Annotated in this window: 19 protein-coding genes; 1 reads left to right on the top strand and 18 read right to left on the bottom strand. The window is 68.4% G+C overall.

Features of this window, described 5'->3' with window-relative positions; translation table 11 throughout:
- From STRVI_RS12045 to STRVI_RS11985, 14 genes are all read right to left on the bottom strand, one after another.
- Nucleotides 1–1,413 carry a DUF6177 family protein gene (locus STRVI_RS12045; protein ID WP_014055924.1) on the bottom strand — a complete coding sequence of 471 codons (1,413 nt, stop codon included), beginning with the start codon at nucleotides 1,411–1,413 and terminating at the stop codon, nucleotides 1–3.
- Complete coding sequence (locus STRVI_RS12040) at nucleotides 1,410–5,417, bottom strand: type VII secretion protein EccC (RefSeq protein ID WP_014055923.1); 4,008 nt, start codon at nucleotides 5,415–5,417, stop codon at nucleotides 1,410–1,412. The genes STRVI_RS12045 and STRVI_RS12040 overlap by 4 nt, the downstream gene beginning before the upstream one ends.
- A gap of 7 nt (nucleotides 5,418–5,424) precedes the next feature.
- A complete protein-coding gene (locus tag STRVI_RS12035) occupies nucleotides 5,425–6,579 on the bottom strand; it encodes a hypothetical protein (RefSeq protein WP_014055922.1) in 1,155 nt (384 codons plus the stop codon).
- 10 nt (nucleotides 6,580–6,589) lie between these two features.
- Complete coding sequence (gene eccD, locus STRVI_RS12030; protein ID WP_043235793.1) at nucleotides 6,590–7,954, bottom strand: type VII secretion integral membrane protein EccD; 1,365 nt, start codon at nucleotides 7,952–7,954, stop codon at nucleotides 6,590–6,592.
- 13 nt (nucleotides 7,955–7,967) lie between these two features.
- Complete coding sequence (locus STRVI_RS54165) at nucleotides 7,968–8,237, bottom strand: hypothetical protein (RefSeq protein ID WP_078505226.1); 270 nt, start codon at nucleotides 8,235–8,237, stop codon at nucleotides 7,968–7,970.
- A 34-nt stretch (nucleotides 8,238–8,271) separates the two neighbouring features.
- Nucleotides 8,272–9,132, bottom strand: a complete 861-nt coding sequence (locus tag STRVI_RS12025; RefSeq protein ID WP_014055920.1) for an immunity 49 family protein — start codon at nucleotides 9,130–9,132, stop codon at nucleotides 8,272–8,274.
- Between the two features lie 12 nt (nucleotides 9,133–9,144).
- Nucleotides 9,145–11,607, bottom strand: coding sequence for a hypothetical protein (locus tag STRVI_RS46265; RefSeq protein WP_150112889.1), 2,463 nt, complete (start codon nucleotides 11,605–11,607; stop codon nucleotides 9,145–9,147).
- Entirely contained in the window at nucleotides 11,604–11,993 is a 390-nt protein-coding gene (locus STRVI_RS12015; RefSeq protein ID WP_014055918.1) for a DUF6507 family protein, read from the bottom strand. Before STRVI_RS12015 ends, STRVI_RS46265 begins: the two co-directional genes overlap by 4 nt.
- A gap of 58 nt (nucleotides 11,994–12,051) precedes the next feature.
- Complete coding sequence (locus tag STRVI_RS12010; protein ID WP_014055917.1) at nucleotides 12,052–12,363, bottom strand: pore-forming ESAT-6 family protein; 312 nt, start codon at nucleotides 12,361–12,363, stop codon at nucleotides 12,052–12,054.
- A gap of 11 nt (nucleotides 12,364–12,374) precedes the next feature.
- The gene (locus STRVI_RS12005) at nucleotides 12,375–12,707 is read right to left on the bottom strand and encodes a hypothetical protein (protein WP_014055916.1); all 333 of its coding nucleotides are present in this window, start codon (nucleotides 12,705–12,707) and stop codon (nucleotides 12,375–12,377) included.
- 336 nt (nucleotides 12,708–13,043) lie between these two features.
- Nucleotides 13,044–14,345: a hypothetical protein gene (locus tag STRVI_RS12000; RefSeq protein WP_014055915.1), complete on the bottom strand. Its 1,302-nt coding sequence runs from the start codon at nucleotides 14,343–14,345 to the stop codon at nucleotides 13,044–13,046.
- Nucleotides 14,342–14,635: a hypothetical protein gene (locus STRVI_RS11995; protein ID WP_014055914.1), complete on the bottom strand. Its 294-nt coding sequence runs from the start codon at nucleotides 14,633–14,635 to the stop codon at nucleotides 14,342–14,344. Before STRVI_RS11995 ends, STRVI_RS12000 begins: the two co-directional genes overlap by 4 nt.
- Complete coding sequence (locus STRVI_RS11990) at nucleotides 14,632–17,349, bottom strand: SUMF1/EgtB/PvdO family nonheme iron enzyme (protein ID WP_014055913.1); 2,718 nt, start codon at nucleotides 17,347–17,349, stop codon at nucleotides 14,632–14,634. Before STRVI_RS11990 ends, STRVI_RS11995 begins: the two co-directional genes overlap by 4 nt.
- A complete protein-coding gene (locus STRVI_RS11985) occupies nucleotides 17,346–18,140 on the bottom strand; it encodes a class I SAM-dependent methyltransferase (protein ID WP_014055912.1) in 795 nt (264 codons plus the stop codon). Before STRVI_RS11985 ends, STRVI_RS11990 begins: the two co-directional genes overlap by 4 nt.
- A gap of 77 nt (nucleotides 18,141–18,217) precedes the next feature.
- On the opposite strand from STRVI_RS11985, the gene STRVI_RS11980 reads away from it, so the two are divergent.
- The gene (locus tag STRVI_RS11980; protein WP_043235789.1) at nucleotides 18,218–18,550 is read left to right on the top strand and encodes an amidase family protein; all 333 of its coding nucleotides are present in this window, start codon (nucleotides 18,218–18,220) and stop codon (nucleotides 18,548–18,550) included.
- On the opposite strand, the gene STRVI_RS11975 is transcribed toward STRVI_RS11980, so the two are convergent.
- From STRVI_RS11975 to STRVI_RS11960, 4 genes are read right to left on the bottom strand one after another with little or no spacing between them, the layout of a single operon-like run.
- Nucleotides 18,528–19,394: a 3-deoxy-manno-octulosonate cytidylyltransferase gene (locus tag STRVI_RS11975; RefSeq protein ID WP_014055911.1), complete on the bottom strand. Its 867-nt coding sequence runs from the start codon at nucleotides 19,392–19,394 to the stop codon at nucleotides 18,528–18,530. The two genes, STRVI_RS11980 and STRVI_RS11975, sit on opposite strands and share 23 nt — an antisense overlap.
- 35 nt (nucleotides 19,395–19,429) lie before the next feature.
- Nucleotides 19,430–19,981 (bottom strand): NUDIX hydrolase, encoded by a 552-nt coding sequence (locus tag STRVI_RS11970; RefSeq protein ID WP_014055910.1) that lies wholly within the window; start codon nucleotides 19,979–19,981, stop codon nucleotides 19,430–19,432.
- A 5-nt stretch (nucleotides 19,982–19,986) separates the two neighbouring features.
- Nucleotides 19,987–21,108, bottom strand: coding sequence for an adenosylhomocysteinase (locus STRVI_RS11965; protein ID WP_014055909.1), 1,122 nt, complete (start codon nucleotides 21,106–21,108; stop codon nucleotides 19,987–19,989).
- 31 nt (nucleotides 21,109–21,139) lie between these two features.
- On the bottom strand, nucleotides 21,140–22,138 hold the full coding sequence (locus STRVI_RS11960; RefSeq protein WP_014055908.1) for an NAD-dependent epimerase/dehydratase family protein: 999 nt from the start codon (nucleotides 22,136–22,138) through the stop codon (nucleotides 21,140–21,142).
- Nucleotides 22,139–22,149: the final 11 nt, after the last annotated feature.

Here is a 22,149-nt window from a genome sequence, read left to right as displayed (position 1 = left end):
TCAGGCTCCCGTGCGCAGGTGCTGGGTGAGGTGTTTGAGGGTGGTCCAGGTTTGGTCGTCGGTGGCGTCGCCAAGGGCGTAGTGGAGGGCGGGGCGGGAGGCGGGGCCGAGTTGGGTGGGGGTGAGGCTGAGGGGTGGGTGCTGGGCGTGGTGGGTGCCGATGTCGTGGACGGTGTCGGGGCCGAGGGTGAGGGCAATGGGGGTGGGGGGTGGCGTGATGTGTGGGGGGATGGCGAGGTCGCGTGGGGCGTGGCGCAGTGAGGTGAGCATCGAGGTCAGGCCGTGGTTCCCAGTGGTGAGGGCCTCGGCGAGGCTGGGGATCGCTTCCAATGGCGGGGGTTCGTATTCGCCGTAGCCGAGGGAGAGGGTGATGTCCTCTTCGACTCCGGCGGGGGTGCGGGCGATGCGGATGGTGGCGAGTGCGGGGCGGTCGGGGTGCCCGATGGCGATCAGCCAGGTGGGCTGGGGCGCGCGCCTGCGGGCGAGGTCGGTCAGTTGGCGGGGGGACCAGGGCAGGTTGACGGGCTCCGCGGTGCTCCATCCGGCGGGTGGGGTGCCGGTGAGGTGGTGCCAGGTGGTTTCGAGGGCGCGGCCGAGGATGAGTTGTTCGTCTGCGGGGTGGTGGGTGCGGAGGGCGAGGATGAGTTGGCGGTCGCCGGTGTCCGTGGTGTTGGTGAAGGCTTGTGCGACGGGCGTGGTGCGGGATGTGGTGCTGACCGGGGTGAAGGTGCCGTTCTGCCAGCGCAGCACGGCGCCGGAGAGGCCGTCGTAGTAGCCGTCGTGTGGGTCTTGGACGACCCAGCGGTGGGGGTGTCCCCCCAGGGCGTTGCGGGTGGGGAGGGTGAGGCGGGCGGTGTTGGGGGTGACGATGTGGAGGGCGCGGTCGCTGGTGATGGCGGTGCGCAGGGCGTCGGAGAGCCAGCTGGTCATGGGGATGACTGGTCGGTCCTGGAGGACGAGCGCTGTGGTGTCGGTGAGGACGTCTATGGCTGGGTGGGGGGTGGTGTTGGCTGGGGTTGCTGTGTTGTCGGTGGTGAGGGGGATGACCTCGGTGGTTGCCGCTTCCGGTGGCCAGGTGGTGCCATTCAGCACCGTGGCGAGGCGTCCGGCGAAGGAGCCTGCGAGTTGTCCGGCCTCGGGTATGGCGGTGGTGGCGCGTGCTTCGGTCCACCAGACGGGGCTGTCCGGGGTGGTGGTTCCTGTGCCGAGGAGGCGGGCTGGTTCGCCGGGGGTGTGGATGAGGATGGGGGTTTCGATGGAGACGAGGGTGCTTCCGTCCGGGGTGCAGAGTTGGACGACGGCGCCGTCGGCGGCGGTGCGTACGCGCAGGTCGGGGCCGCCCGCGTAGAGCCCGGCCAGCAGGGTGGGCACGTCGGGCATGGTGGGGGTGAGGGCGATGACGTCCTTGGTCACGTGGCGTCGTCCGGGGTGGTGGCGGGGATGGCCTCGGGGGCGAGGGCGGTCTGGATGAGCTGGTGGGGGCGGCCGCGGCGGACGAGGGTGCCGCGGCCGGGTGGCTGGGCCGAGGCGTAGAGGCCGGGGAAGAGCTGGCCCTCGGTGCGGTCGCCGGTCATGACGAGGGCGGCGGTCCCGGTTTCGCGCAGAGTGGTCAGCAGCGGCTCGTACAGGGCTCGGGATGATCCGGCGGTGCGGCGGGCGATGACGAAGTGCAGGCCGATGTCCTGGGCGGAGGGGACGTAGGGCAGGAAGCCGGCCAGGGGTTGTTGGCCTGCGGTGGTGAGGATGTCGTAGTCGTCGACGAGGATGACGATGCGTGGGCCGTTGAAGAAGGGTTCGTCGGCGAGTGCGTCGTGGTCGACCGTTTCGTCCGGGAGGCGCTTATCGAGTTCCTTGGCGATGCCCGTGGTGAGGGCTGCGGAGAGGGTGGCGTTGTGGGCGTAGCCGCCTCGGTAGGGCTCGGGGATGACTCCGCGCAGGCCCCGGCGGGGGTCGAAGACGGCGAAGACGAGTTCCTCGTCCGAGTAGCGGTCGGTGAGCTGTCGGGTGATGAGCCGCAGGAGGTTGGTCTTGCCGCATTCGTTGTCGCCGAGGATCAGCAGGTGCTGGTCGTGTGCGAAGAGGTCCAGGTGTACGGGGGCGAGGGCGTCCTGGTCGAGGCCGATGGGGATCCGTGATGGCTCGGCGGTGGGCGAGGGGAGTTTCGTGGAGGGCAGGTGGGTGGGCAGGACGCGTACGGGGGCAGCGAGTTCGCCGTGCCAGGTGGCGCGGACCGTGCGTGCGGCCTCTTCGAGGGCGGCGACGAGGTCGCCCGTTGCCGGGTGGGCGTCGATGCGGGGCAGGGCGACCTGGGCGAAGAGTTTGGCGTCGGTCAGGACTCGTCCCGGGGTGTCGGGGCTGAGGGTTTCGGAGAGTTTGCGGTCGATGCTGGAGTCGGCGGGGTCGTTCAGCCGCAGTTCGACGCGGGTGCCGAACATCGATTGGGTGGCGATGCGTACGTCGTTCCAGCGCAGCATCCCGGCCACCACGTGGATGCCGTAGCCGCTGCCGCGCTTGAGCAGGTCGGTGACGGCGTCCTCGAGGTCGGCGAATTCGTCGCGCAGCGCGCCGAAGCCGTCGATGAGCAGCACGATGTCGGTGGAGGAGAGTCCGGATAGTCGACCCTGGGCGCGCAGGGACCGGAGTTGGGCGATGGAGTCGATGCCGTGTTCGCGGAAGAGCTGTTCGCGCTCGTTCAGCATGGCGCGGACTTCGGCGACGGCGCGGGTGGCCCGTTCATGGTCGGCGCGCCCGGCTATGCCGCCCACGTGCGGCAGGTCGGTGAGGGCGCTGAGCCCTCCGCCGGCCAGGTCCAGTCCGTAGAGGGCGACCTCGCGGGGGGTGTGGGTCAGGGAGAGGGACAGGGCGAGGGTGCGCAGCAGGGTGGTTTTTCCAGTCTGCGGGCCACCGATGATGGCCGCGTGCCCGCCCGCGACGGTCAGGTCCAGTAGCCATGGGGCCTGCCACTGCCTGGCCGGGTCGTCGAGGACACCGAGCGGCACCCGCATGGGGTCTGGGCGGCTGGTGAGGTGGAGGCCGCGGTCCGATGCCTGGACTGGTCCGGCCGCGGTGTCGAGTGTGATGGTGTCCGGCAGTGGCGGCAGCCAGATGCGGCGTACCGGCTCCGCTGCTCCGCGCATCTGGTCGACCATCACCGACAGCACGGTGGGCCCGGTGTCCCGTTTGGTGCTCTCGGGCTCGGGAGCGGCCGCGTGCTCCGGGGCTTGATGGGTGTTGAAGGACGGGTACGGCAGGGCGAGGGGTTCGTCGTCCTGGGGCTTGCGCAGGGATGGGCCGCGGTAGCCGCCGGAGACGTAGCCCGCTTTGAAGCGTTCGTAGGTGGAGGTGTCGACCTTGAGGTAGCCGAAGCCCGGGAGCGGCGGGAGGTGGAATGCGTCGGTGGTGTCGAGGACCGTGCGGCTCTCGTCGGCGGAGAAGGTGCGCAGGCCCAGGCGGTAGGACAGATAGGTGTCCAGGCCCTTGAGCTTGCCACCTTCGATGCGTTGGCTGGACAGCAGCAGGTGCACCCCGATCGACCGGCCGATGCGGCCGATCGACAGGAACAGGTCGATGAAGTCGGGCTTGGCGGTGAGCAGTTCGCCGAACTCGTCGATGACCACGAACAGATGCGGAAGCGGCTCCAGCTCCGGCCGTCGCGTCGCGCGCAGCGCCGCGTAGTGGCCGATGTCGGCGACGTTCCCAGCGTCTTTGAGTACCTGTTGGCGGCGCTTGACCTCTCCGGCCAGGCTCGTGTGCACCCGCTCGACCAGCCCGGCCTGGTTCTCCAGGTTCGTGATCACACCGGCGACGTGCGGCAGATCGTCGAACGGGGCGAAGGTCGCGCCGCCCTTGTAGTCCACCAGCACCAGCGCCAGGTCCTCGGGCGGGTGGGTGGTGACGAGGGCGAGTACGAGGGTGCGCAGCAGCTCGCTCTTGCCGGAGCCGGTGGCCCCCACACACAGCCCGTGCGGCCCAATGCCCAGCTCCGAGGACTCCTTCACATCGAGGAGCACGGGCTCGTGGCGGTCGCTGAGCCCGATCGGCACGCGCAGGAAGGCCCGCTCGCCTCGTGGCGCCCACAGCCGGTCCAGGTCCAGGGTGGCCGGGTCGTCGATGCCGAGCAGTTCGGGGAAGTCCACTGGCCCGGACACGGGGGTGCCCTCGCGTGTGGATGTGGCCGACAGCCTCAGCGGGGCGAGCTCACGCACCAGGCCTTCCGTACCCGGGAGCGTGACGGCGTCCACGGTGCCTGTGGAACGTGTAGGTTCCGGCGTGCGCAGGTCTTCGACCTCGATCCGCTCTCCGTCGACGGTGATGCGCACGCTCACCTGGTCCGGCTCGTGGACTTGCCGCTCCAGTAGGTGCAGCACGGTGACGCCCATGTCGCGCAGGGCGACGGCCTCGTCCGGGCGCGGCAGCTCACAGGCCGCCTCCCCGTATGCGTCGCTGATCACGAGGAGTCGGTTGGTGAGTTGCAGCGCGTTCCGGTCGGACAGACCGCGCCGTACCTCGGCGGCGTACGAGGCACGGCGCCGCAACTCCGTGGGCAGCAACTTCGCCAGCTGCGGCAGGCCGGCCGCGATACGGCGGGCGGCCACCGGCCCGTCGCCCTCGTCCGTGTCCAGCACGTGCGGCAGCCATTTGCCCCAGGACCAGTCCTCCTCCCGCTCCGTGGGGAATGTGAGACCCACGGCGAGGTCGTCCGGTGCGTGGGCCACGGCAGCCTGGAGCAGTAGCGCTCGGGCGACGCGCAGTACGCCGTCACGGTCGCCGACGATCGACACATCGCCCGCCCGGTCCAGCGGCACCGTGAGCGGAAAGTCGGTTGCGGTGGCGAAGCGGCCCAGCAGCGCACGGGCCTCGTTCAGCATGAACGGGTCCGGCGGGGTCAGAACGCTGCCCGAGTGCTGCCCCACCGTCAGCTCCTGCACCGGAACCTCGCCGACGCCCACCCGCACCCGGAGGAAATCCTCGTCCAGCCGGCGACGCTCCCACAGCCGCGCCGGATCCCGCACGATGTCGTACAGCGCCTCTGGCGGCGGGTTCAGCACCCGCGCGCCCTGACGGCGCTCCCGTTCCAGTCGCCCGAACTCCTCGCGGAGCTCTTCCAGGTACTCCAGGTACCGTTCCCGTTGCGTGCGGCGTGTGCGCTGGGCCTTGCCGCGCTGGGACCAGAAGAGGGCAACGGCCCCCAGCAGGGCGAAGATCAAGACGATGGCACCGAGTGCGGCGAACTGGCTGTTGCGGATCACGGTCATCATCACGACCGAGCTCATGACGCCGGCCATCGGCAGCATCGTGGTCGCCGCATTGCCGATCTTGCCTTCGGGGAGGTTGGGCGGTGGCTCTACGGTGCGCGGGGAGGCGGAGGGGAGCGGCCGGGTGGCGCGGGCGGGCCGGTGGATCACACGCTGGGTCATTCCGTCCTCACCGCACCCTTACCGCGCGCCGCATCACTTCGGCGGCCAGCGTGGTGGCGGCCTCCCGGGTGTCCCGTCCCAGCATGGCGTTCAGAATGGGGCCTCCTCCGCCCAGATGGCGGTCGTATGGAACGGGTACGACCGCTGCTCCCGTCTCCCGCAAGTACGCGCTCGCCGCCCGCACATCAAGTGTCGTGTCGGGAGAACTCGCCGTGAGCGCCACCACCGTGCTGGCCAGGGCCGCGTGCGGCAGCTGGGCAAGCCAGTCCAGGACGACGCGGGTGCCGTTGACGCCCTCGGCGGTCATCGGCGCGGCGACCACGCGGGCGTGCGCGGTGTCCATCGCCGTGCGCGCCACCTCACCCGGCAGCGTCTCGCAATCGACCACGGTCACCGCGAAGTACCGGCGCAGCGCCATCGTCACCGTGCGGTATGTGCGGACATCCAGCGGTGCCCCCACCCGCCCCTGACTCGCGGGCAACAGCCAGCCGCCGTCGGTCACCGGCACCAGGTAGCCGATGACATCCGTCAGCTGCATTGAGGGGGTGAGAATCTGCGCCAGATCCGAGCACGACCAGCGCACGGACTCCGCGCCGAGCCGCACCGGCAACGTGCCCAGAGCCGCGTCCGCCTCCAACGCGAGCACCGGATCACGCCGGTAGTGGTTGAAGATCCGGCTCAGCAAGGCCGTCACCGTGGACTTCCCCACGCCACCGCGTATGGACGTTACGGCGATCACCCGTCCGGTGGTCACCGGCTGCTGCACCTCCTGCGCCAGCCGGGTGCCCTCCGTGACCTCCCGAGCCACGGAGGTCCCCAGCATGCGCACGGAGCGGCGGGCCCGCCGTGCCATTGAGTCCCCGTGCAGCGGACGCCCCAACGCGCCCGCCAGCCGGGGGTCTACGGTCGGCGCGGACTCCGGCGTCCGTAGAGGCAGTTGCGGATCCCGGGGTTCCCGGCTGTCGGCTGGCCGTGATCCGGGCGCCGGAACCGGGGCATCGGTCCGGGTGGAGTCTGGCCCCGCATTCTCCGGAGGTTCGGACGAAGGCGAGAGCGATGCCGAGGCGGGCGGCACCGCCGCGGAACCCCTCTGCGGGTTCTCCTCGGCTCGGCTCTGGCCCAGCTCCCGCAACACGTCCTGCTGCCAGTCTCCCTGAGACATGCCGCCACCCCTACGCGAACGTGTCCAACAGGCGCCCGTAGACCCCGAACACCCCGATCAACAGCGGCAGCAACGCGCACACCCCGGCCGACTCGGCCAGATCCCCCGCACGCCGCAGACGCACCCGGACATGCTCGGCGGGCTGCACCGCCAAAGCCCCGAGCGAGATGACCGCGAGCGCGACGAGCGCCGCCAGCGGCCCGTAGGCCGAGGAACGCTCCAGCCACACCGCGATCAACCGCAAGACCACGACCACACTGGCCAGCAGCACGCCCACGATCTCGACGGTCAACGGGAAAGCCCGGGCGCGCAGCGACACCACCACAGCCACGACCACGGCCAACAGGACCGTCCACACCGTGGGCGAACGCAGTGCGAGGAACCCGGCCGCGCCTACCGAGACGGATACGACGAGCGTGGCGAGCGCCAGCCCGCGGTGGGTGGCCGTCAACGCCGTGGCCACTTCGTGGCGGCTCACCGACGTTCCACCCGAGCGCCGGTCGTCCAGTGCGGACAAGCCCGACGCCATCATCGCCAGCCGCGGCACCACACTCAGCACCACAACCGACACGACCGCCAGAACAGCTCCTACGCGAGCCTGCCCCACAGCCGTCGCACCACCGCCCTGCAGCGCCAAGGCGACTTGCCAGCCGAGGGCCATGACCGCGACCGCCCCGGCTCCCATCAACCCACCACGCCCCAGCGGCGAAAACCACCCCAGAAGCAACAGCGCGACTGCCACCGCACCCGCCGTCCCGGCGAGCCGCGCCGCACCCGACCACGCCTGCGCGTCAGCCAGCGTCCACGCGCCCAGGACGCCGAGCGCACCCGCCGCGACGATCAACGCCGTGGCCACCCCACGATGCGCCGCACGCCCAGCCAGCGCGCCTGCCGAAGCCAGCACCAGCGCCGCAAGCAGCAAGACGGACATGACGGAGGACGACGCGAACTCGCCACGAGCAACCAACCCGGCGGTCAGCACCCACACGAGCAGGGCGACCCCCGCCGACATGCGACGTGCAGCCGGGCGCCAGCGCCACGCCCGCAGGCCAAGGTCCTCCGCCACCTCATCGCTGACGTCATGCACCACCGGCGCCGACGGCGCGTCCTCGACACGCACCAGCCGCAACACCGCACCATCCGGCACCCCGGCCGACAGCAACGTGCTGTCCTGAGCCAACGCCGAACCGCTGGCAGTCACGAGATGGCGGGACGAGGGCCGCGCCGCAACCTGATCGTCCAGCAGCCGCAGAATTTCCGGCAGCAGCCGACCGATCGGTTCCTGGGAAGGAAGGACGAGATCGATGCGTCGCCGCTCACCGACGAGAGTGACCCGACTCAGTTCCGTACCGCTTGTCGTCCCCGCTGCTACCACGCGTTCGAACCTATCATCGGGCTGAACTCCCCACGGATGGCGCGGTCGACGGCGTCGAAGGCCCATACGGGCTCTGCCCAGCGACCCGGTGCGAAATGAACGACCAGCCCACGCATCCGGCACACAACACCCCGGCAATCACCGTCCCGGCAACGACCTTCCCCAGCCGCTCATCCACCGACCGCCGCTGCCGCTGCGTTCCGAGCAACAAGGCGTCCCGCAACCGTCGACGCCGCACCGACACCGATTCCAGCAATTGACTGTCATAATCCTGCGCTGCCATGGTCGTTCACTACCTCTTGCAGAGTGTGCGTGCGTCACGTCGGAAATTCGCCCAGCCAGTCGCGCTGGAGCAGATGCTTGGGCAGGTAGTCCGATTCGACCTCAATGGGAAATCCGGCGTCGTAGGCAAGACAGGTGATGGCGAGCGGACCCAGGGCCAGATATCCGGCCGGGCTCTCCTCCCGCTCCTCGTTGGCGGTCCAGTACGACTTGTGCAGCTCCAGGGCCTCCTGAAGCGCGTCGTTGAACGCGGTGTGGTCCTTGCGTAGGAAACAGCGGAAGAGGTTAATGGGCTGGTAGAGAATCTTGTTGAGCTGCTCTCGTGTGGCGATCCGCGCCACGCTCGGGTCAGAGTTCTCAATCGCGGCTACCAGCTTATCGACCAAACCCGGCCGCTCCAGCCAGTAGGTCTGCAGGCTGTCCACCCAGTGGTAGATGTACTCGTCGTACTCCGCTCCCGAAGCACGCAACAAGTCGAGGGACAACTCACAGAGCTGGGTCATGCGCTTCTGGTCACGACAGACGATGGCGAACCACAATGCTGTCAGCCAATTGCCAGCGTCGGCGTACGGTTGTGGCCCGGTGGCGGGCAGGGTCCGCATCTCATGGTTGATGCGGCACTGCACGGTGCCCTCAGGAGCGCTCGCTGAGGCGAAGACGGCAGAACCCACCTGCATCGCCGAGACCACGGCTTCCCAGGTCTCGATTTCAGACGCGCTGGGATCCACGGCCAGACGCGCCTGGACATGGAGTACGGCCTTGTCGAGCGCGCCTCCGAACCAGCGCGACGATCGCTCCAGCCTCGAGATGGTTTTGGCCAGCCCCTCGCCGAGGTCCTGCGCATAGCCCTCGTCATCGGGACCTGGGTTGCCATGCCGAGGCACCGTCGTAGCCACTACGTTCTCCAGTCAGCTTATGTCGAACTTCCGCATGTGGTAACCAGCATACTTGCCGCCACTGACTTTCCCCTTGACAAGGATATAGTCCAGTTTGCCTTGATCGAGGGCATCTTCGAGCTCGTCGGCCAGCCTGAGCTCATTACGGTTCTTCTTGCCGCGTTCACGCATCTCGCGGAGAATGTCATCGAAATATTCCCTGGCCCCCTGCGCCACACGCTTTCCACTCGGCAGATTGCGGGCGCCTAGCTCCGTTCTCACGTTACTCTTCGCTTCTATCACCACGTAACCGCCATCATGGCGCCGCCATACTTGGTCAAACTGGTCGTTGCCATTTGCGGGCCCGTCGAGCACCTCCCTTTGGGCATTGGGGTAGCGCTCCGGGATTACATGATGCTGGGCTATCGCCTCACCGTACTTTTCAGCGGCATCCGACATAGCCTTGTGCAGCGGCCTGTGTGCGGCCTGTGCCGCAGCGAGTGCCTTGCGGTTGGAGAGGGAGTCCTGTGCTGCCAGTGCTTCCTTTACCTTCTGGAGAGTTTCCTCGGCTGTCTTGTCCGCGCTAATCGCCGAATGTCGCTTCGCAGCCGCTTTGTCGAGGTCCTTCAGGGCCTCAGAGCCTGACAAGGAATCCGCATTCCCCGTCCTGTCGGCTCCGTCAATGTAACGCTCGGGAAGAGGCGGTGGAGCATCGGAAGCGGCGATCCAGCTCTTCGTCCGCGCGTCCCATACCAGCTGCGGGGGCGTGAATCCGCTTTCGTCTACTCTGGAGAGCCTGATACGGTTGCCGTTATTCTTGTAGTACTTCTCGAAATATCCAGGCTCGTTGTTGGCGCGGTCGACTTGCCGACGTACTATCTTTTCTTGTTCGGTCAAGGCTTTGCCCCGGTCGGCGCCGCCGTTGTGGTCGCCCCGTCCCTCGCCGTGGGCGTCCGAGCCGCCCGGGTGATGTGGGCCAGAGCCGTCGTTCAGGCCGGCATGCGACGACCTCGGAGCATCAAGGCCATCAACTCCGCCTGTGATCCCCCTTCGAGCTGGGATGCCGCCTGATCCATTGCCCCTCGAGGACGGTGGGGCATCGTGCGTGGGGCTGGCGGAGTCTCCGCGGCCGACATGGGATCCGGGTGTCCGCGAGTTCGCACCGATCTCCGCGAGTTCGCGCTGTTTGGGTGCGACCTCGTGTTGGGCAGCCCGCTGGTCTGCCCGTGGCTCCTGGCGCGGCGTGTCATGGACAGGATTGCCGTCGGCATCGAGGCGGATGAACGCACCGTCCTCGATTCGGACCCTGGAGCCGTCCGAGAGTTCGATCTGGCTGTGGAGGCGGTGCGAGCCGGGGACGTTGTCGAGAGCGCGGGTGTTGGCCGTGAGCTCAGAGAGCTTGGGCAGGTAACTGGCGGCTTTGCCCCCCATCTTGAAGGTGGCAGAGAGCGGGTCGAGGTACTCGCCGATCTTGGCCGCGCCTTGGGCTGCCGCGCCTGCCTTGCCTCCCTTGATGACGCGGGCGGCCGGGACCGCGCCGAGGGTGAGGCCGTTGAAAACCACCGTCGCCGAGGCACGGGCGGGGTTCTCGCTCCACATGTCCCAGGCGACCAGGGACTTGCCGAAGTCCTTGGCGGCCTGCTTCTGACGGGCCTCGTCGGGGCTGTCCTGATCCTCCCCGAACGCCCAGTCCATGAACGCGTCATAGGGCTTGATGGTGTACTGACCGATGCCGCCCACGACATCTCCGAGATGTCCCCAGGCCTTGCCTGCCGCGTCGCCACCGTCGAGTCCAGTGAGGGTTTTGAGGCCCTTGAGTCCGCCCCAGATGTTGTCGACGACCAGGCCGTCCCAGACGAAGCTCTTGAAGTGGTGGCCGAAGTCCAGTGCATCGTAGGTTTGGCTGACCGGACTGCCCCAGGGAAGTTCCTTGGCTTGTTCGAGGCTGTCGAGGTCGTAGCCGTACATCACCTTCTTGCGGTTCTTCGTGTGGCTGCCGTCGTCCGCCACGAACTTCGGACCGCCCACGAGCCCGGAGATGGTGGTGGAAGCCTTGCGCTCGGCCTCCTGGAAGGCGGCTACGGCAGCATTCACGCCGTCCCACAGTTGCTGGTGACGGTCGACCTTGCCCTCGTCCTCGGTCCAGTCGTCATCGCCCTCGACACTGTCGACGAACGCGAAAGCATCCGCCTTGAGCTGCTTCAGCCGCTTGACAAGCGGGCGGATCTCATAGGCGAACGTGTCCAGTGCGTCAGCCACCTTCTCCAGGTCGCCGGCGAAGGTGTCGGCTTTCACGGCCGCCGGCCATGTGGAGGCGAACAGTTGGTCCGCCTCCGGCGCTTTGTAGAAGCCCTCCAGCATCTGGAAGCGGGAATGCGCGTGCATGCCGCCGTCGCGGATGGTGATCGCGTCGCCGCGCAACCCGGAGACGTCCTTGTCCAGCTGCTCCAGATCGCCGGTGAACTCCGGAATGCTCGCCGGATCGATCATCTTCACTTGTGGCCGCCACCCCGTGTGTCGTCGCCCGGCAAGTCGATCTTCGGTGCCGCAAGGGCCTTGTGCTGCGCGTCGGCAGCCATGTGGTGATTCCCGGCGACGTAGTACGCGGTGGCCTCGCGAGCGCCGTTCGCCGACTGGGCCGCCCGTGCCCCAATGAACAGCGCCTCACGCGTGGTCTTCTCGACGAACAGCGCCAGAGCTGCCCCGACCGGGCCGGTCGTGGCCGCCCCGCACATGGGCTCGCTGATGGTGCCGGCCGAGGTGGCCGCGCTCTCCATGTTCTTCCCGTACGACCTGACGCCTGCGTCGATGTCGTCTATCGCGTCACCCACCAGCGAGGTCACGAACTCGACCCCGGACGGGGTGATGTCCCACTTGGACATTGCCCAATCCCCCCAGCTACCGCCCCGTCACCTGCTCACTGCGTCCTCAAGGCTCGGATCAACCGATGTTGTCCACAGCGGATTTGGCCTTGGCCAGTGTCGACTGAGCGGTGCCGTCGTTCTTCTCCAGCGTCGATCGCACCAGGCGGATGATCTCCCGCACCTCGGCCGCCGCACGGTTCCAGCGGACCTCCTTGCCGTGGTACTCGTCCGAGACGCCATCAGCGGTGAAGTCGGCCATCGCGGCCTTCACCGCGCGGTCCCGGTCGGCGAGGACCCGCTCAAGTTGGCCGATAATCCCCTGCAGGCTGCCCTGCACCTCCACCGAGGCGCCCACGTCGTAAGAGTTACGGTCCTGGCTCTGCCCCATCGGGAATCCCCCTATCGCCCGGAGAACCGGGCGGCCTCAAAATTGGCACCGGCGATGTGCTGGTGGGCGTTGTCCTCCTGCTCCTGATCACCGGTGGCGAACGCGGTATCCATGCCCGACTGCCCGCCTAGGATGGATTGCAGAGAACCGTTCAGCGCGGCCGAGATCTCATCAGCGCGGAGCTTGAACGAGTCGAACGCCACCTTGCCGGCGCCGTTGAATTTCCCCTCCAGTGGCTCCGCGGCGGCGATCAGCAGCCGGATCAGCGCCCCCAGGTCGTCACTGGACCCCGTCGTGCTCTTCCCGAGAGTCGACAGAGTTGTGCTTCCCATGTCGAACTTCATGCATCTTCCCCCGGATGCCTCGCGTGCCGTTTGATAACCGTTTATCGCGATCTGCGCTCGTCGCAGTGATGTCTCCTGTGCATCGAACATCCTCTCGTGCAACGCGTTTCGCCCGCAACGCGGTTGGGCGTGGCACGATTCGATCCGGCCCCCTTCGCCCGAGTCGGATCGGGACGCGTAGCAGGGCTCTGGGCCAGCACGTACCCGTCCATCCCGTCTTGCGTCGTTCCACGGCACAGGATGCTGTACGTGCGGCACGGTCTGCGCAGGATCCAGCGTATGGCGAAGCTCCGACAACAGGAGTTCGCGGCACTCAGCGGTCCCGGTGACGGCGAGTCAGTTGTCGCGATCCGTCAGGGGACGACCTCGGAGTGAGGTGAGGACGAGGCGGCCGTAGCGCGTGGTGAGGAGTGCGGCGGTGGCGGCGAGGGCGCCAGTGGTGGCGGTGAGGAGGTGCCAGGGGTTCTGGTCGCCGAGGACTTGGAGTGCGCCCAGGGCGGTGCCCAGGGGCAGACCCAGAATGGTGAGGATGCCGAGGGCGCCGCTGATCTGCTGGTTTTCCTGGGTCTGGATGAGCCGGTTGTGGTCGGCGGCCTCGGCGAGGATTTCGGTGAAGCGGTCGGAGAGGCGGTATTGGCGCTGGTAGGCCATGAGGAGGTCGTTGGCGGTGCCGTGGGTGGTGAGGTGCTGGCGCCAGTAGGTACTGCGGAAATGGGCGATCCGACGTTCGAGGCCGGCGAGGCGGTTGGCTTCACCGGGGCCGGTGAAGACCTGGGCGAGGTCTTCGGTGAGGTGGTCGATGTGGGTGCGCTGGATCATGCCGAACAGGAGGGCGTCGAGGTAGATGCTGCGCATGTGGAGTTCGGCGTAGCCGTAGAACGGGTCGGCGGGCCCGTGGTCGCGGCGGTGGCCGATGAATGCCGCGCCCTGGCGCAGGACGAGCGCGCTCCAGTCGGCTGAGATGCGCAGGGCACCGGCGGTGAGTTGGGGGACGGTGGCGGGGTCGGGTGGGTAGTCGTCGGTGTTGGTGCGGGAGGCGAGTGCCCAGAGCCATTGCTGGGCCGCGGGCCAGCGGCGGTGGTCCCGGCCGCCGTTGAGACGAGGTAGGGGCCGTCGGCCGGGGGTGAGCAGGGTGACGGTGTAGGGAAGGGCATCGGTCTCGACGGTGGCGTAGCCCTCGAGGAGCGTGTTCGGCCTGGTGTGGGCGTGGTCCTGCAAAAGTGCGGTGAGGACGGGGCCGGTGATCTCGAACGGTGGGGTGGTGCCGGGGCGGTGGGCGAGGGAGCGGAGGGTGTCGAGGAGTTCCGGGCCGGTGATGGTCAGGTGGAGCACCGCCAAGGCACGGTCGGGGTCGTCCTCGGTGGGGGTACGCAGGAGTTCTATGCCGTCGATGGTGGCGGAGCCGTGGGCGTGACGGACCTGCCGGTGCCAGCGGGTGGGGCGGTCGGGGGTGCCGTAGAGGACGCTGGCGGCAGCCGGGGTGAAGTAGGTGCGGCGGGTGTCGGTGGTGGTGGTCCGGGCGCCGTGAATGAAGGGCAGGGGGCCTTCGGGCCAGGGTGGGTCGGCGGGTAGGCGTGCGGGCAGGACGACGGCGATGATCTGGCGTGCGCCGGTGGGAACGGTGCGCGTGCGCCTCACTCGTAGAACGCCTCCGGGGAGGGCTGGTTGAGCCGGATGACGAATTCGGCTCTCCATGTGTCGTGGGCGGCGATGTGGAAGCGGACGCGTTCGCCGGTGTGCAGGGTGCGGAATCCTTCGGTGACGATGTGGGTGTAGTCGAAGGTGTAGTGGCGGCCGTCTTCGTCGTCCTGGACGATGTAGCTACTGGCGCGGCCGTGGATGCCGCCACCGTGGGGGCGGCGGTCGACGACGCGTCCGAATCGAGGAGCCCCGGCGGAGGCCGGCGTCTGTTGGCGGTCTGCCGTCATGGCTGCGGGTCCTCCTTCACGTCGTCACCGATGGTGGGAGACAGTTCGGTGACGCAGCGGAATCCGACGGCGTTGCTGGCTCGGGAGCGGCGGAACAGGCCCTTGGCGCTGGCCTGGACGGCGCGTAGGGGATTGTCGAAGGCGCCACCGCAGATGACGGCCTCGTCCGGATCGCCCACGCTGGTGGAGGTCCACTCCCAGGCGTTGCCGACCATGTCGGCGATTCCGTAGGGGGAACGGTTGGCGGGACGAGCGTCGACCGGGGTGACCCAGGCGTGGCCCAAGCCGCCGCGGTCGAACTCTTCTTTGCATGCCTGGTAGGTGACCAGGGGGCGGCCGGCCCAGGTGTCGGCGCAGTTCACCGCGTCGAGGTCGGGGGTATCGCCCCAGGGGAAGAGGCGGCCGTCGGTGCCACGGGCGGCGGCTTCCCATTCCAGGGAGGTGGGCAGGCGCTTGCCTTCGAAAGCGGCGAAGGCGTACGCGGCCCACCAGCTGACGCAGATGGCCGGGTGGTCGTCAAAGCGGGGGTCGTCGTAGTAGTCCGGGGCGCGCAGCCGCTCGGTCCAGGGCGCGTGGGTGGTGCCGGGCGGCTGGTCGGGGTGGTCCCACGGTGAGGTTCCGTCGGGGCGCAGGGCCTGGAGGAAGGGGCGGTAGCGGGCGACGGTGACCGGGTGGCGGTCGAATCGGATCGGGTGGTGGACGCGGCGCAGCAGCAGCCGTTCGGCTGGGCCGACAAGATACACCCCGGGGTGGAGCACGCAGTCCTCGGCTGGTGCGGGATGTGCGTTGGCGGTGGGGTGTGCGGCGAGGAAGGCGCGGACTTGTTCCGTCAGGTAGGGGGTTCCAGGCAGCTCGGCCGCCTGTTCGCGGCCGTCCGGGGTGCTGAGGTAGCGGGCGGCGAGCAGCTCCTGGTAGGCGGAGTGGATGAAGGCCAGTGCCTGGGGGCCGGCGGGTCGGAACAGCGGGATCAGGTGGAAGTCCTCGAGAGTGATCCGGCCGCCGTCGAAGGCTTGCGGTCCGAGCGCATTGTGCAGTTCGAGCAGGGGGAAGACCGTGCGGTCCTCCAGAAAGGCCCGGCCGCACGTATCAACGAGGGCCGGGGCGAGGTGGGCGAGCCCGGCGTCGGTGAGGGCGTGGTCGATGTGGGTGCCGATCAGCTCGGCGACCGTTGGGGTCCCCGCGATATTCAGGGCGTTCTGGAGGCGTCGTGCCAGCGGCGTGGAGAGGAAGGCGGCGCCGGTGTCCGAGGCGGGCTCGCGGTCGGTCGGTGCGTCCGTCAGGCGCAGCATGCTGAAGCGGGGGACGCGCTGCGGATCCACGCCGTTGGCGTACATCTGCTCGACCAGTTGCTCGGATATCGCGCTGGAGCAGTCGAGCAGGCGCCGGATCTGCGGGGAATCGGCCAGGAAGGAGACCCGGGAGCTGAGCACGACGCAGGACTCGGCCGACAGTACCGAGGCAAGGTCCGCGAACAAACGCAGGAACCCCTCGGGGCTGGGCTCGTCCACGGCTTCGTCGACGGCGTCCAGAACACAGAGGGCTGAACCGGAGCGGATCAGGTACAGGAACAGGTCGAAGGCGCGTGCGCGTTCGCCCGGCACGCAGGGTGCCAGCATGCGGGCCACGTATTCGGCGAAGGCCTCGTCCTTGGGCTTCAGGCTGAGGTCGAAGTAGAAACGGAACCGGCGAGCCGTAGCAGGGGTGTCGTTGACCAGGGCGCGCAGCAGGGTGCTTTTGCCGCTTCCCGGCTTGCCGGTGATCAGAACGTTGGCCGACTCCTGCATGAGCCGGGTCAGGAGTTGTTCGGCGTCTTCCGTCTCGGTGATACGGGATTCGCCGGTGTGCGGGTCGGCGGTGAGCAGGGCACCGGGCAAGGGCTGACGCTCGCGCGGCATCTCTGGCGCGGCCGTGGCGCAGGAGGCCAAGTGGGCCTGAAGGTCGACGATGGTATCGATGAACCCTTCGTAGCCCACGATCCGGTAATCGTGCCCCAGCAGTGGACGGACCTGGTCCACCGCGTCGTCGAGGATGACGAACCGGGTGAGCTTGGGCAGCCGGGTTTTCAGCAGTTCCCCGCCGGTGGTCTCCAGTACGTTGCGCAGCTCGGCGGCATCCTTGGAGAGCAGAAGTTCGACGTATTCCAGACGTACGCCGGATTCGCGGCAGAACAGCTGGTAGACGGTCTCGGTGGAGAGGACGAAGCGCTTGGAGACCCGGTAGCCCAGCGTCAGGTAGAGGCCCGCGAGGAACTCCACCCGGCGCGCGACTTCAGGTTGCATCCGCGGGTCGTTCCCGGTCAGGGCGGAACTGGCGGTGCTGGTGAACCAGGCCAGCACATCGACCAGGCGGCGCACGGCGAGCAGGCCGTCTTCTTCGGCGATCTCGTAGCCGTCGTGGGTGGAGCGGTTGCGCAGGCGCTGGATGTCGGTCAGCGCATCGAGGACTGTGGTGCTGCGAATGTGCGGGCGGCAGCCCTTGATCAGCTCGCTGAGCATGCGGCCGGACGGGTCGCCGGCCACCTCATGGTGGCGCCACAGCTGCTTGAGCAGCTTCTCGGTGATCTTGCCGACCAGGGCGATGGCGTTCTCCGGATAGCCGTCGTCCAGCGACCGTAAGGGCCGCTCCAGATCGATCCCGAGGTGCTCCGCGACCCGGGCGTGATCGTCCAGCTCGTGCCGTAACCGGCGCAACCGCTCGTCCACCGGAGCGCTCACCGCGCACCTCCGCCGGCCTCGGTGGCGTCAGTGGAGTCGTCGCGGACACCGAGGACGAACGCGAATCGATCGGGGAAGACGAATTCCGGTCCCCGGTAGCGGGCCCGGATCTCCTCGATCCCGGCGTCGAGCTCCTCATCACTGAAGGTCGACAGCACGGACATGTACCGGGACCTGACCATCGACAAGTAGCGCTCCCTGTCCAGGCGCAGCTCATGCTCCACGAAGGTCAGCTCGGCCCGGAGCCCCACATCGGTAAGGTGCCGGGCGATGACAGCCGGGTCGGGCTGGAGCTCTTCGTACCGCTTGAGGGCTTCGGCGAACAACGGGTAGTCGATCGTTGTCGGCAACATCGCTACCAGTAGCCGACCGCCGGGCGCCAGCAGCCGGGCCAGACCCGGGAGCGTGGTGGCAGGGTCGGTGACGTGGTGCACCGATTCCTTCAGCCACATCGCGTCCAGCCGTTCATAGGGCAGGGGCACCGTCTGGTCCGCGATCTCCTCGGCCGAGGCGCGGAGCGGTGACAGAGCGGGGGACGAGGGAAGCTGATCAAGCATCGCCGCCGAAGGGTCCACGCACAGCACCGGGTGGCGTGGGCGTAGGGCCTCCGCTATACCGCCGGCGAACAGGCCCGTGCCACAGCCGATGTCCGCCATGCGGTCGTTCGCCGACAGCCGTAGAGTCGAGGCGATCTGTCCGGACATCCACTGCACGAAGTCCGGACTATAGGCCCAGTTGTCGTCATACGTGCTGGCGAGATTCTGGTAGTGCTCCCCCATGTCACGCCGCACCGACGCCTCCCAACCCTGATGAATCGCCCTGCCCCGACTTGCCAGACTACCCAAATGAGCACTCTCAGCAACGGGGCATGCGCCGGGCGATCATGCCGTTCCAACAGCCGGTCAGCGAGATCGAGGGCTGTGCGAATGTGCACCGCCCAGCCGGAAGCCGTTCTCTCACGGTCGAAGGCGTCGAACAGAGCTTCTTCGACCAGACCGGCTGGGCCAATCTCACCAGCCACGTCGGTCTGCCCAGCTTGGTCATGCCTTTTGCGCGCAGCGCCGAGGGCCTCCCGATCGGTGCGCAGCTCGTAGGCCCGGCCCATGCGGACCGGAGCTTGAGCTTGCTCGCGCTGGCCGAGCGCCTGGCACCCCTGCTCAGAGGGACGGCCGAGGGCGTCATCGCACCATGGAGCGGATGACCTCTACGTCGCCGCTGTAGGTGACGGCGCCTTCTTCGTCGGCAGGCGACCGCCCTGCAGCGCCACGCGTGAGGACTGCTCCGCCGTACTGGTTGAAGAGGCGCTCGGCTCGCGCCAGATCCTCCGGGGTGTCTACCGCTACACCGTCGTCCAGGACAGGGACCATCTGCACGGCGTGGCCGTGCTCGACGAAGCGCAGCATCTCCACACCCTCGGCGCGCTCCAGGGGCCCCTGCTGGAGTTGTAGGAAGTGTTGGAGAGCCGAGCCGGTGAAGCCGTACAGACCCAGTTGGCGTAGGTACTTCGGGCTGTCGCCTTTGGGATAGGGGATGGGCTGGCGCGAGAACATCAGAGCCTTGCTTTGGGCCGAGACAACGACCTTGACGACGTTGTGGTCGAGGACGGCGCCCGGGTCGTGCAGCTCGGCATATGCGTTCACGGCGAGCGTGCCCGGCGGCTTGTACTCCAGGGCCTCGGAGATGTCGTCGATGGCGGTCGGCGAGATGAACGGCTCGTCGCCCTGGACATTGATGTACGCCTTGGCCGGCAGGCGCTCGGCGACCTCCGCGACGCGATCGGTGCCGGTGAGGTGCTCTCCGGTACGGATGCACTCGATGCCCAGTTGACGGCACGCCGCTTCGATGCGTTCGTCGTCGGTCGCCACGACAGCTCCGTCGAGACGTTTGGCCTCCAGGCAGCGCTGGTGGACATGCCAGAGCAGCGGCTTGTCGCCGAGGACGGCCAGTGGTTTGCCGGGGAAGCGCGAAGCGCCCCAACGGCAGGGTATGACGGCGATGTGCCGGCGCGGTTTGGCGCCGGTCGGCTGGGCTGTGGTGGCGGCCACGGCGTCCTCCTGGTGGTCGGGTCGGAGTGGGTACTTCAGGTGAGCAGGGCGAGCTTGGCGCGGACGGTGGGTGAAGCGGCAGTTGCGAACGGCCGCCATTTGTAGCCGTCGACCTCCTCTTCCTGGAGCGTCACCGCGTGCTCTGCGCCGAGGTGGAAGGCCCAGCGGAAGTCCACGTGGTGGTGGGTCGGCTCGTCCTTCGAGGGGTTCGCGTCGATGGTGTGCACGTCGATGTCGAGGGGAACGTCCTCGTAGCCGGAGAGGGGGACGACGGCGCTGGGCGGGATGCCGGCCTCCTCGTGCAGTTCGCGCAGGGCGGCGTCGCGCAGGTGCCGGTCAACCGGTTCATTGTGCCCGCCGGGCGCCAGCAGTTTCCCGGACGCCTTGTGCACGATGTGCAGCACGCGCTGGTCGCCGTCGATGAGGATGGCGCTGCAGGTCACATGGGCGGGGTACGTCTTGCGACTCGTGGGGGCGTCCGTGCCGGCGAGCGCGGCGAACAGCAGGGTGAGGGAATGACGTTCCTCCGGGTGGCGGGCGAGGTACGCCTCGGTGACAGAGCGGACGTGGTCGACGGAGGGAGGCATCGGGGTCACCTTTCGAAGTGGCGGAGCCAGGTTCTGGCGATGGTGTTGCGGTCGGCCGCCGGCATCTCGTGCAGTCCGGGCTGGAAGCGGGTGTGGCTGAGTGCGGCGGTGGCGGCGAGTATCTCGGCCTGGACGAGGTGGATGTACGCGCCGACGGCGGCGCCGTGTACGAAATTGACGGCACCCCCGTCGGCGAGAACGTAGAAGTAGTGGCCGGTGACCTCGTATCGCGTCAACTGAGCTTCGACTGGGCTGCGCTTGTAGAGGTCGTGGAGGCTGCCGAGTTCGAGTTCGTCCTCGGAGGAGGTCACCGAGCCGAGGTACGCGCCGTTGCGCAACGCTGCGAAGTCTCCGTGCCGAAGGGCGAGATTGCCGGTGGCGCACAGGACGAGTTCCGCGTTGTGCACGGCCTCGGTGGTGGACGCGCTGGTGCGGAAGCCGAGGGAGTGCGCCTGCACCCGCTTGACCGGATCGCTGTCGTACACGGTGACGCGCAGGTCCTGGGCGCGAAGGGTCTGAGCGATGGCGCGGCCGACCTTGCCGAAGCCGATGACGCAGGCGTTGCGGCTGGTCAGGATGTCCCCACGGGCGCGGACGAGGGCGTCGGTGGAGAACACGATCGACCGGCCGACGAGGTGGTCCTCGCAGTCCTTGAGCGGGGAGCGGGCCACGGACACGACCGGGCACAGCAGGGAGTCGAGGGCCGCGTACCGCTGGTGACCGTTCTCGGTGTCCTCGACGACGCCGAGGATGCGGCCGGAGAACTTGCTCACGAGGGTGTCGAGGCTCGCCGCGAAGTACCCACCGATGTCCACTAGGACGACGTCCCGGCCGCCGGCCGTGGCCTCCAGGTAGTCCAGGGCCTGCGTCTCGTCGGTGAACCCCTCCCGGGTCAGGTCGTGGACCGGGAGGGTGCGACGGACGGCGTCGAGGGTCGGCTGGTGGATCGACCGGGGCTTGGGCAGTACGGCGCCGACCGTGGACACCGCTGCCATACCGCGCAGGAATGCCGGTCTTTCCGGGAGCAGGTGCGTGATGACCAGCGTCGTGATCGTCTCGCCGGCGGGGAACTGCGCGGTGATCTGCCGGAAGAAGGCGTCCAGCCGCGCTCGCTCGGGACTTTCCATTACCACTCCTCTCGGGTTCCGAGCCGCAGGGCTACGCGGCCCGCCTGTAATCCGGAACCTGGGAGGCCAGCGCCTGCATGTGGGCGCGCAGCCCGCGGTGAAGGTCGATTCGCGGCTGCCAGCCGAGGACTTCTCGGGCGCGGCTGGGGTCGGCCCGGGTGAGGAGGACGTCACCGTTGCGCGCGTGGTCCTGGTGGAGCTGGATGTCGCGGCCGGTGAGGCTGGTGGCGATGTTGATCACGTCCAGCAGCGATGCGTTCGATCCGCCGCCGACGTTGATGGCACCCTGGGCGGTCGGCACGACGGCGGCGGCGATCGTGGCGGCGGCCACGTCGTCGATGTAGGTGAAGTCGCGTCGCTGATGGCCGTCTCCGTACAGACGCAGCGGCTGTCCGGTCAGGGCGGCCTGCAGGGCGCGGTGGGTGAACATGTCGGCGCGCTGCCGGGGGCCGTAGACGGTGAAGTACCGCAGGGCGACAACGCTGGGGCCGATGGGGCGCTCGGCGTAGGCGAGGCAGAGCTGTTCCTCGGCCAGTTTGGTCACGGCGTAAGGGGAGGCGGGTTTCGGACGGTCGGCCTCGAGGCTCGCGCCGCCGTCGGTCGGACCGTAGACGCTGGAGGAGGAGGCGACGACCAGTCGGGGGACACTGATGCGGGTGCAGGCTTCCAGGACTCGGTGGGTGGCCAGCACGTTGGACGCGAGGTAGTCGCCGAACTGCGGTCCCCAGGAGGGCCGTACGCCGGGGATTCCGGCGAGGTGGAAGACCGCGTCCGCGTCGATCAGGAGAGGGTCGATCGCGCAGTGGAGGAGGTCGGCCGTGACGTGGTGGTATCCCGGGAGCCCCCGCAGCGTAGCGAGGTTGGCGACGGCCGTAGGGTCGGTGGACGGGTCTTGGCGGTCCACGCCGATCACGGTGGTGCCAGCCTGGACGAGGGCGTGTGCGAGGTGGGAGCCGATGAATCCGGCGGCGCCGGTCACCACGGCCCGACGGGGGGCAGCGGTGATCGGGGGCTGCTCGTGCTGCGGCACGGGGATCTCCA

The organism is Streptomyces violaceusniger Tu 4113 (genome assembly GCF_000147815.2).
GTDB lineage: Bacteria > Actinomycetota > Actinomycetes > Streptomycetales > Streptomycetaceae > Streptomyces > Streptomyces violaceusniger_A.
This window is presented reverse-complemented; position numbering and strand designations above follow the sequence as displayed.

Coding starts and splice junctions, on each gene's coding strand:
- STRVI_RS11995 (WP_014055914.1), bottom strand. CDS start 14,635: ATGACGGCAGACCGCCAACAGACGCCGGCCTCCGCCGGGGCTCCTCGA.
- STRVI_RS12010 (WP_014055917.1), bottom strand. CDS start 12,363: ATGGGGCAGAGCCAGGACCGTAACTCTTACGACGTGGGCGCCTCGGTG.
- STRVI_RS11965 (WP_014055909.1), bottom strand. CDS start 21,108: ATGGAAAGTCCCGAGCGAGCGCGGCTGGACGCCTTCTTCCGGCAGATC.
- STRVI_RS12035 (WP_014055922.1), bottom strand. CDS start 6,579: ATGTCTCAGGGAGACTGGCAGCAGGACGTGTTGCGGGAGCTGGGCCAG.
- STRVI_RS12040 (WP_014055923.1), bottom strand. CDS start 5,417: ATGACCCAGCGTGTGATCCACCGGCCCGCCCGCGCCACCCGGCCGCTC.
- STRVI_RS54165 (WP_078505226.1), bottom strand. CDS start 8,237: ATGGCAGCGCAGGATTATGACAGTCAATTGCTGGAATCGGTGTCGGTG.
- STRVI_RS11980 (WP_043235789.1), top strand. CDS start 18,218: ATGCGCCGGGCGATCATGCCGTTCCAACAGCCGGTCAGCGAGATCGAG.
- STRVI_RS12005 (WP_014055916.1), bottom strand. CDS start 12,707: ATGAAGTTCGACATGGGAAGCACAACTCTGTCGACTCTCGGGAAGAGC.
- STRVI_RS12015 (WP_014055918.1), bottom strand. CDS start 11,993: ATGTCCAAGTGGGACATCACCCCGTCCGGGGTCGAGTTCGTGACCTCG.
- STRVI_RS11970 (WP_014055910.1), bottom strand. CDS start 19,981: ATGCCTCCCTCCGTCGACCACGTCCGCTCTGTCACCGAGGCGTACCTC.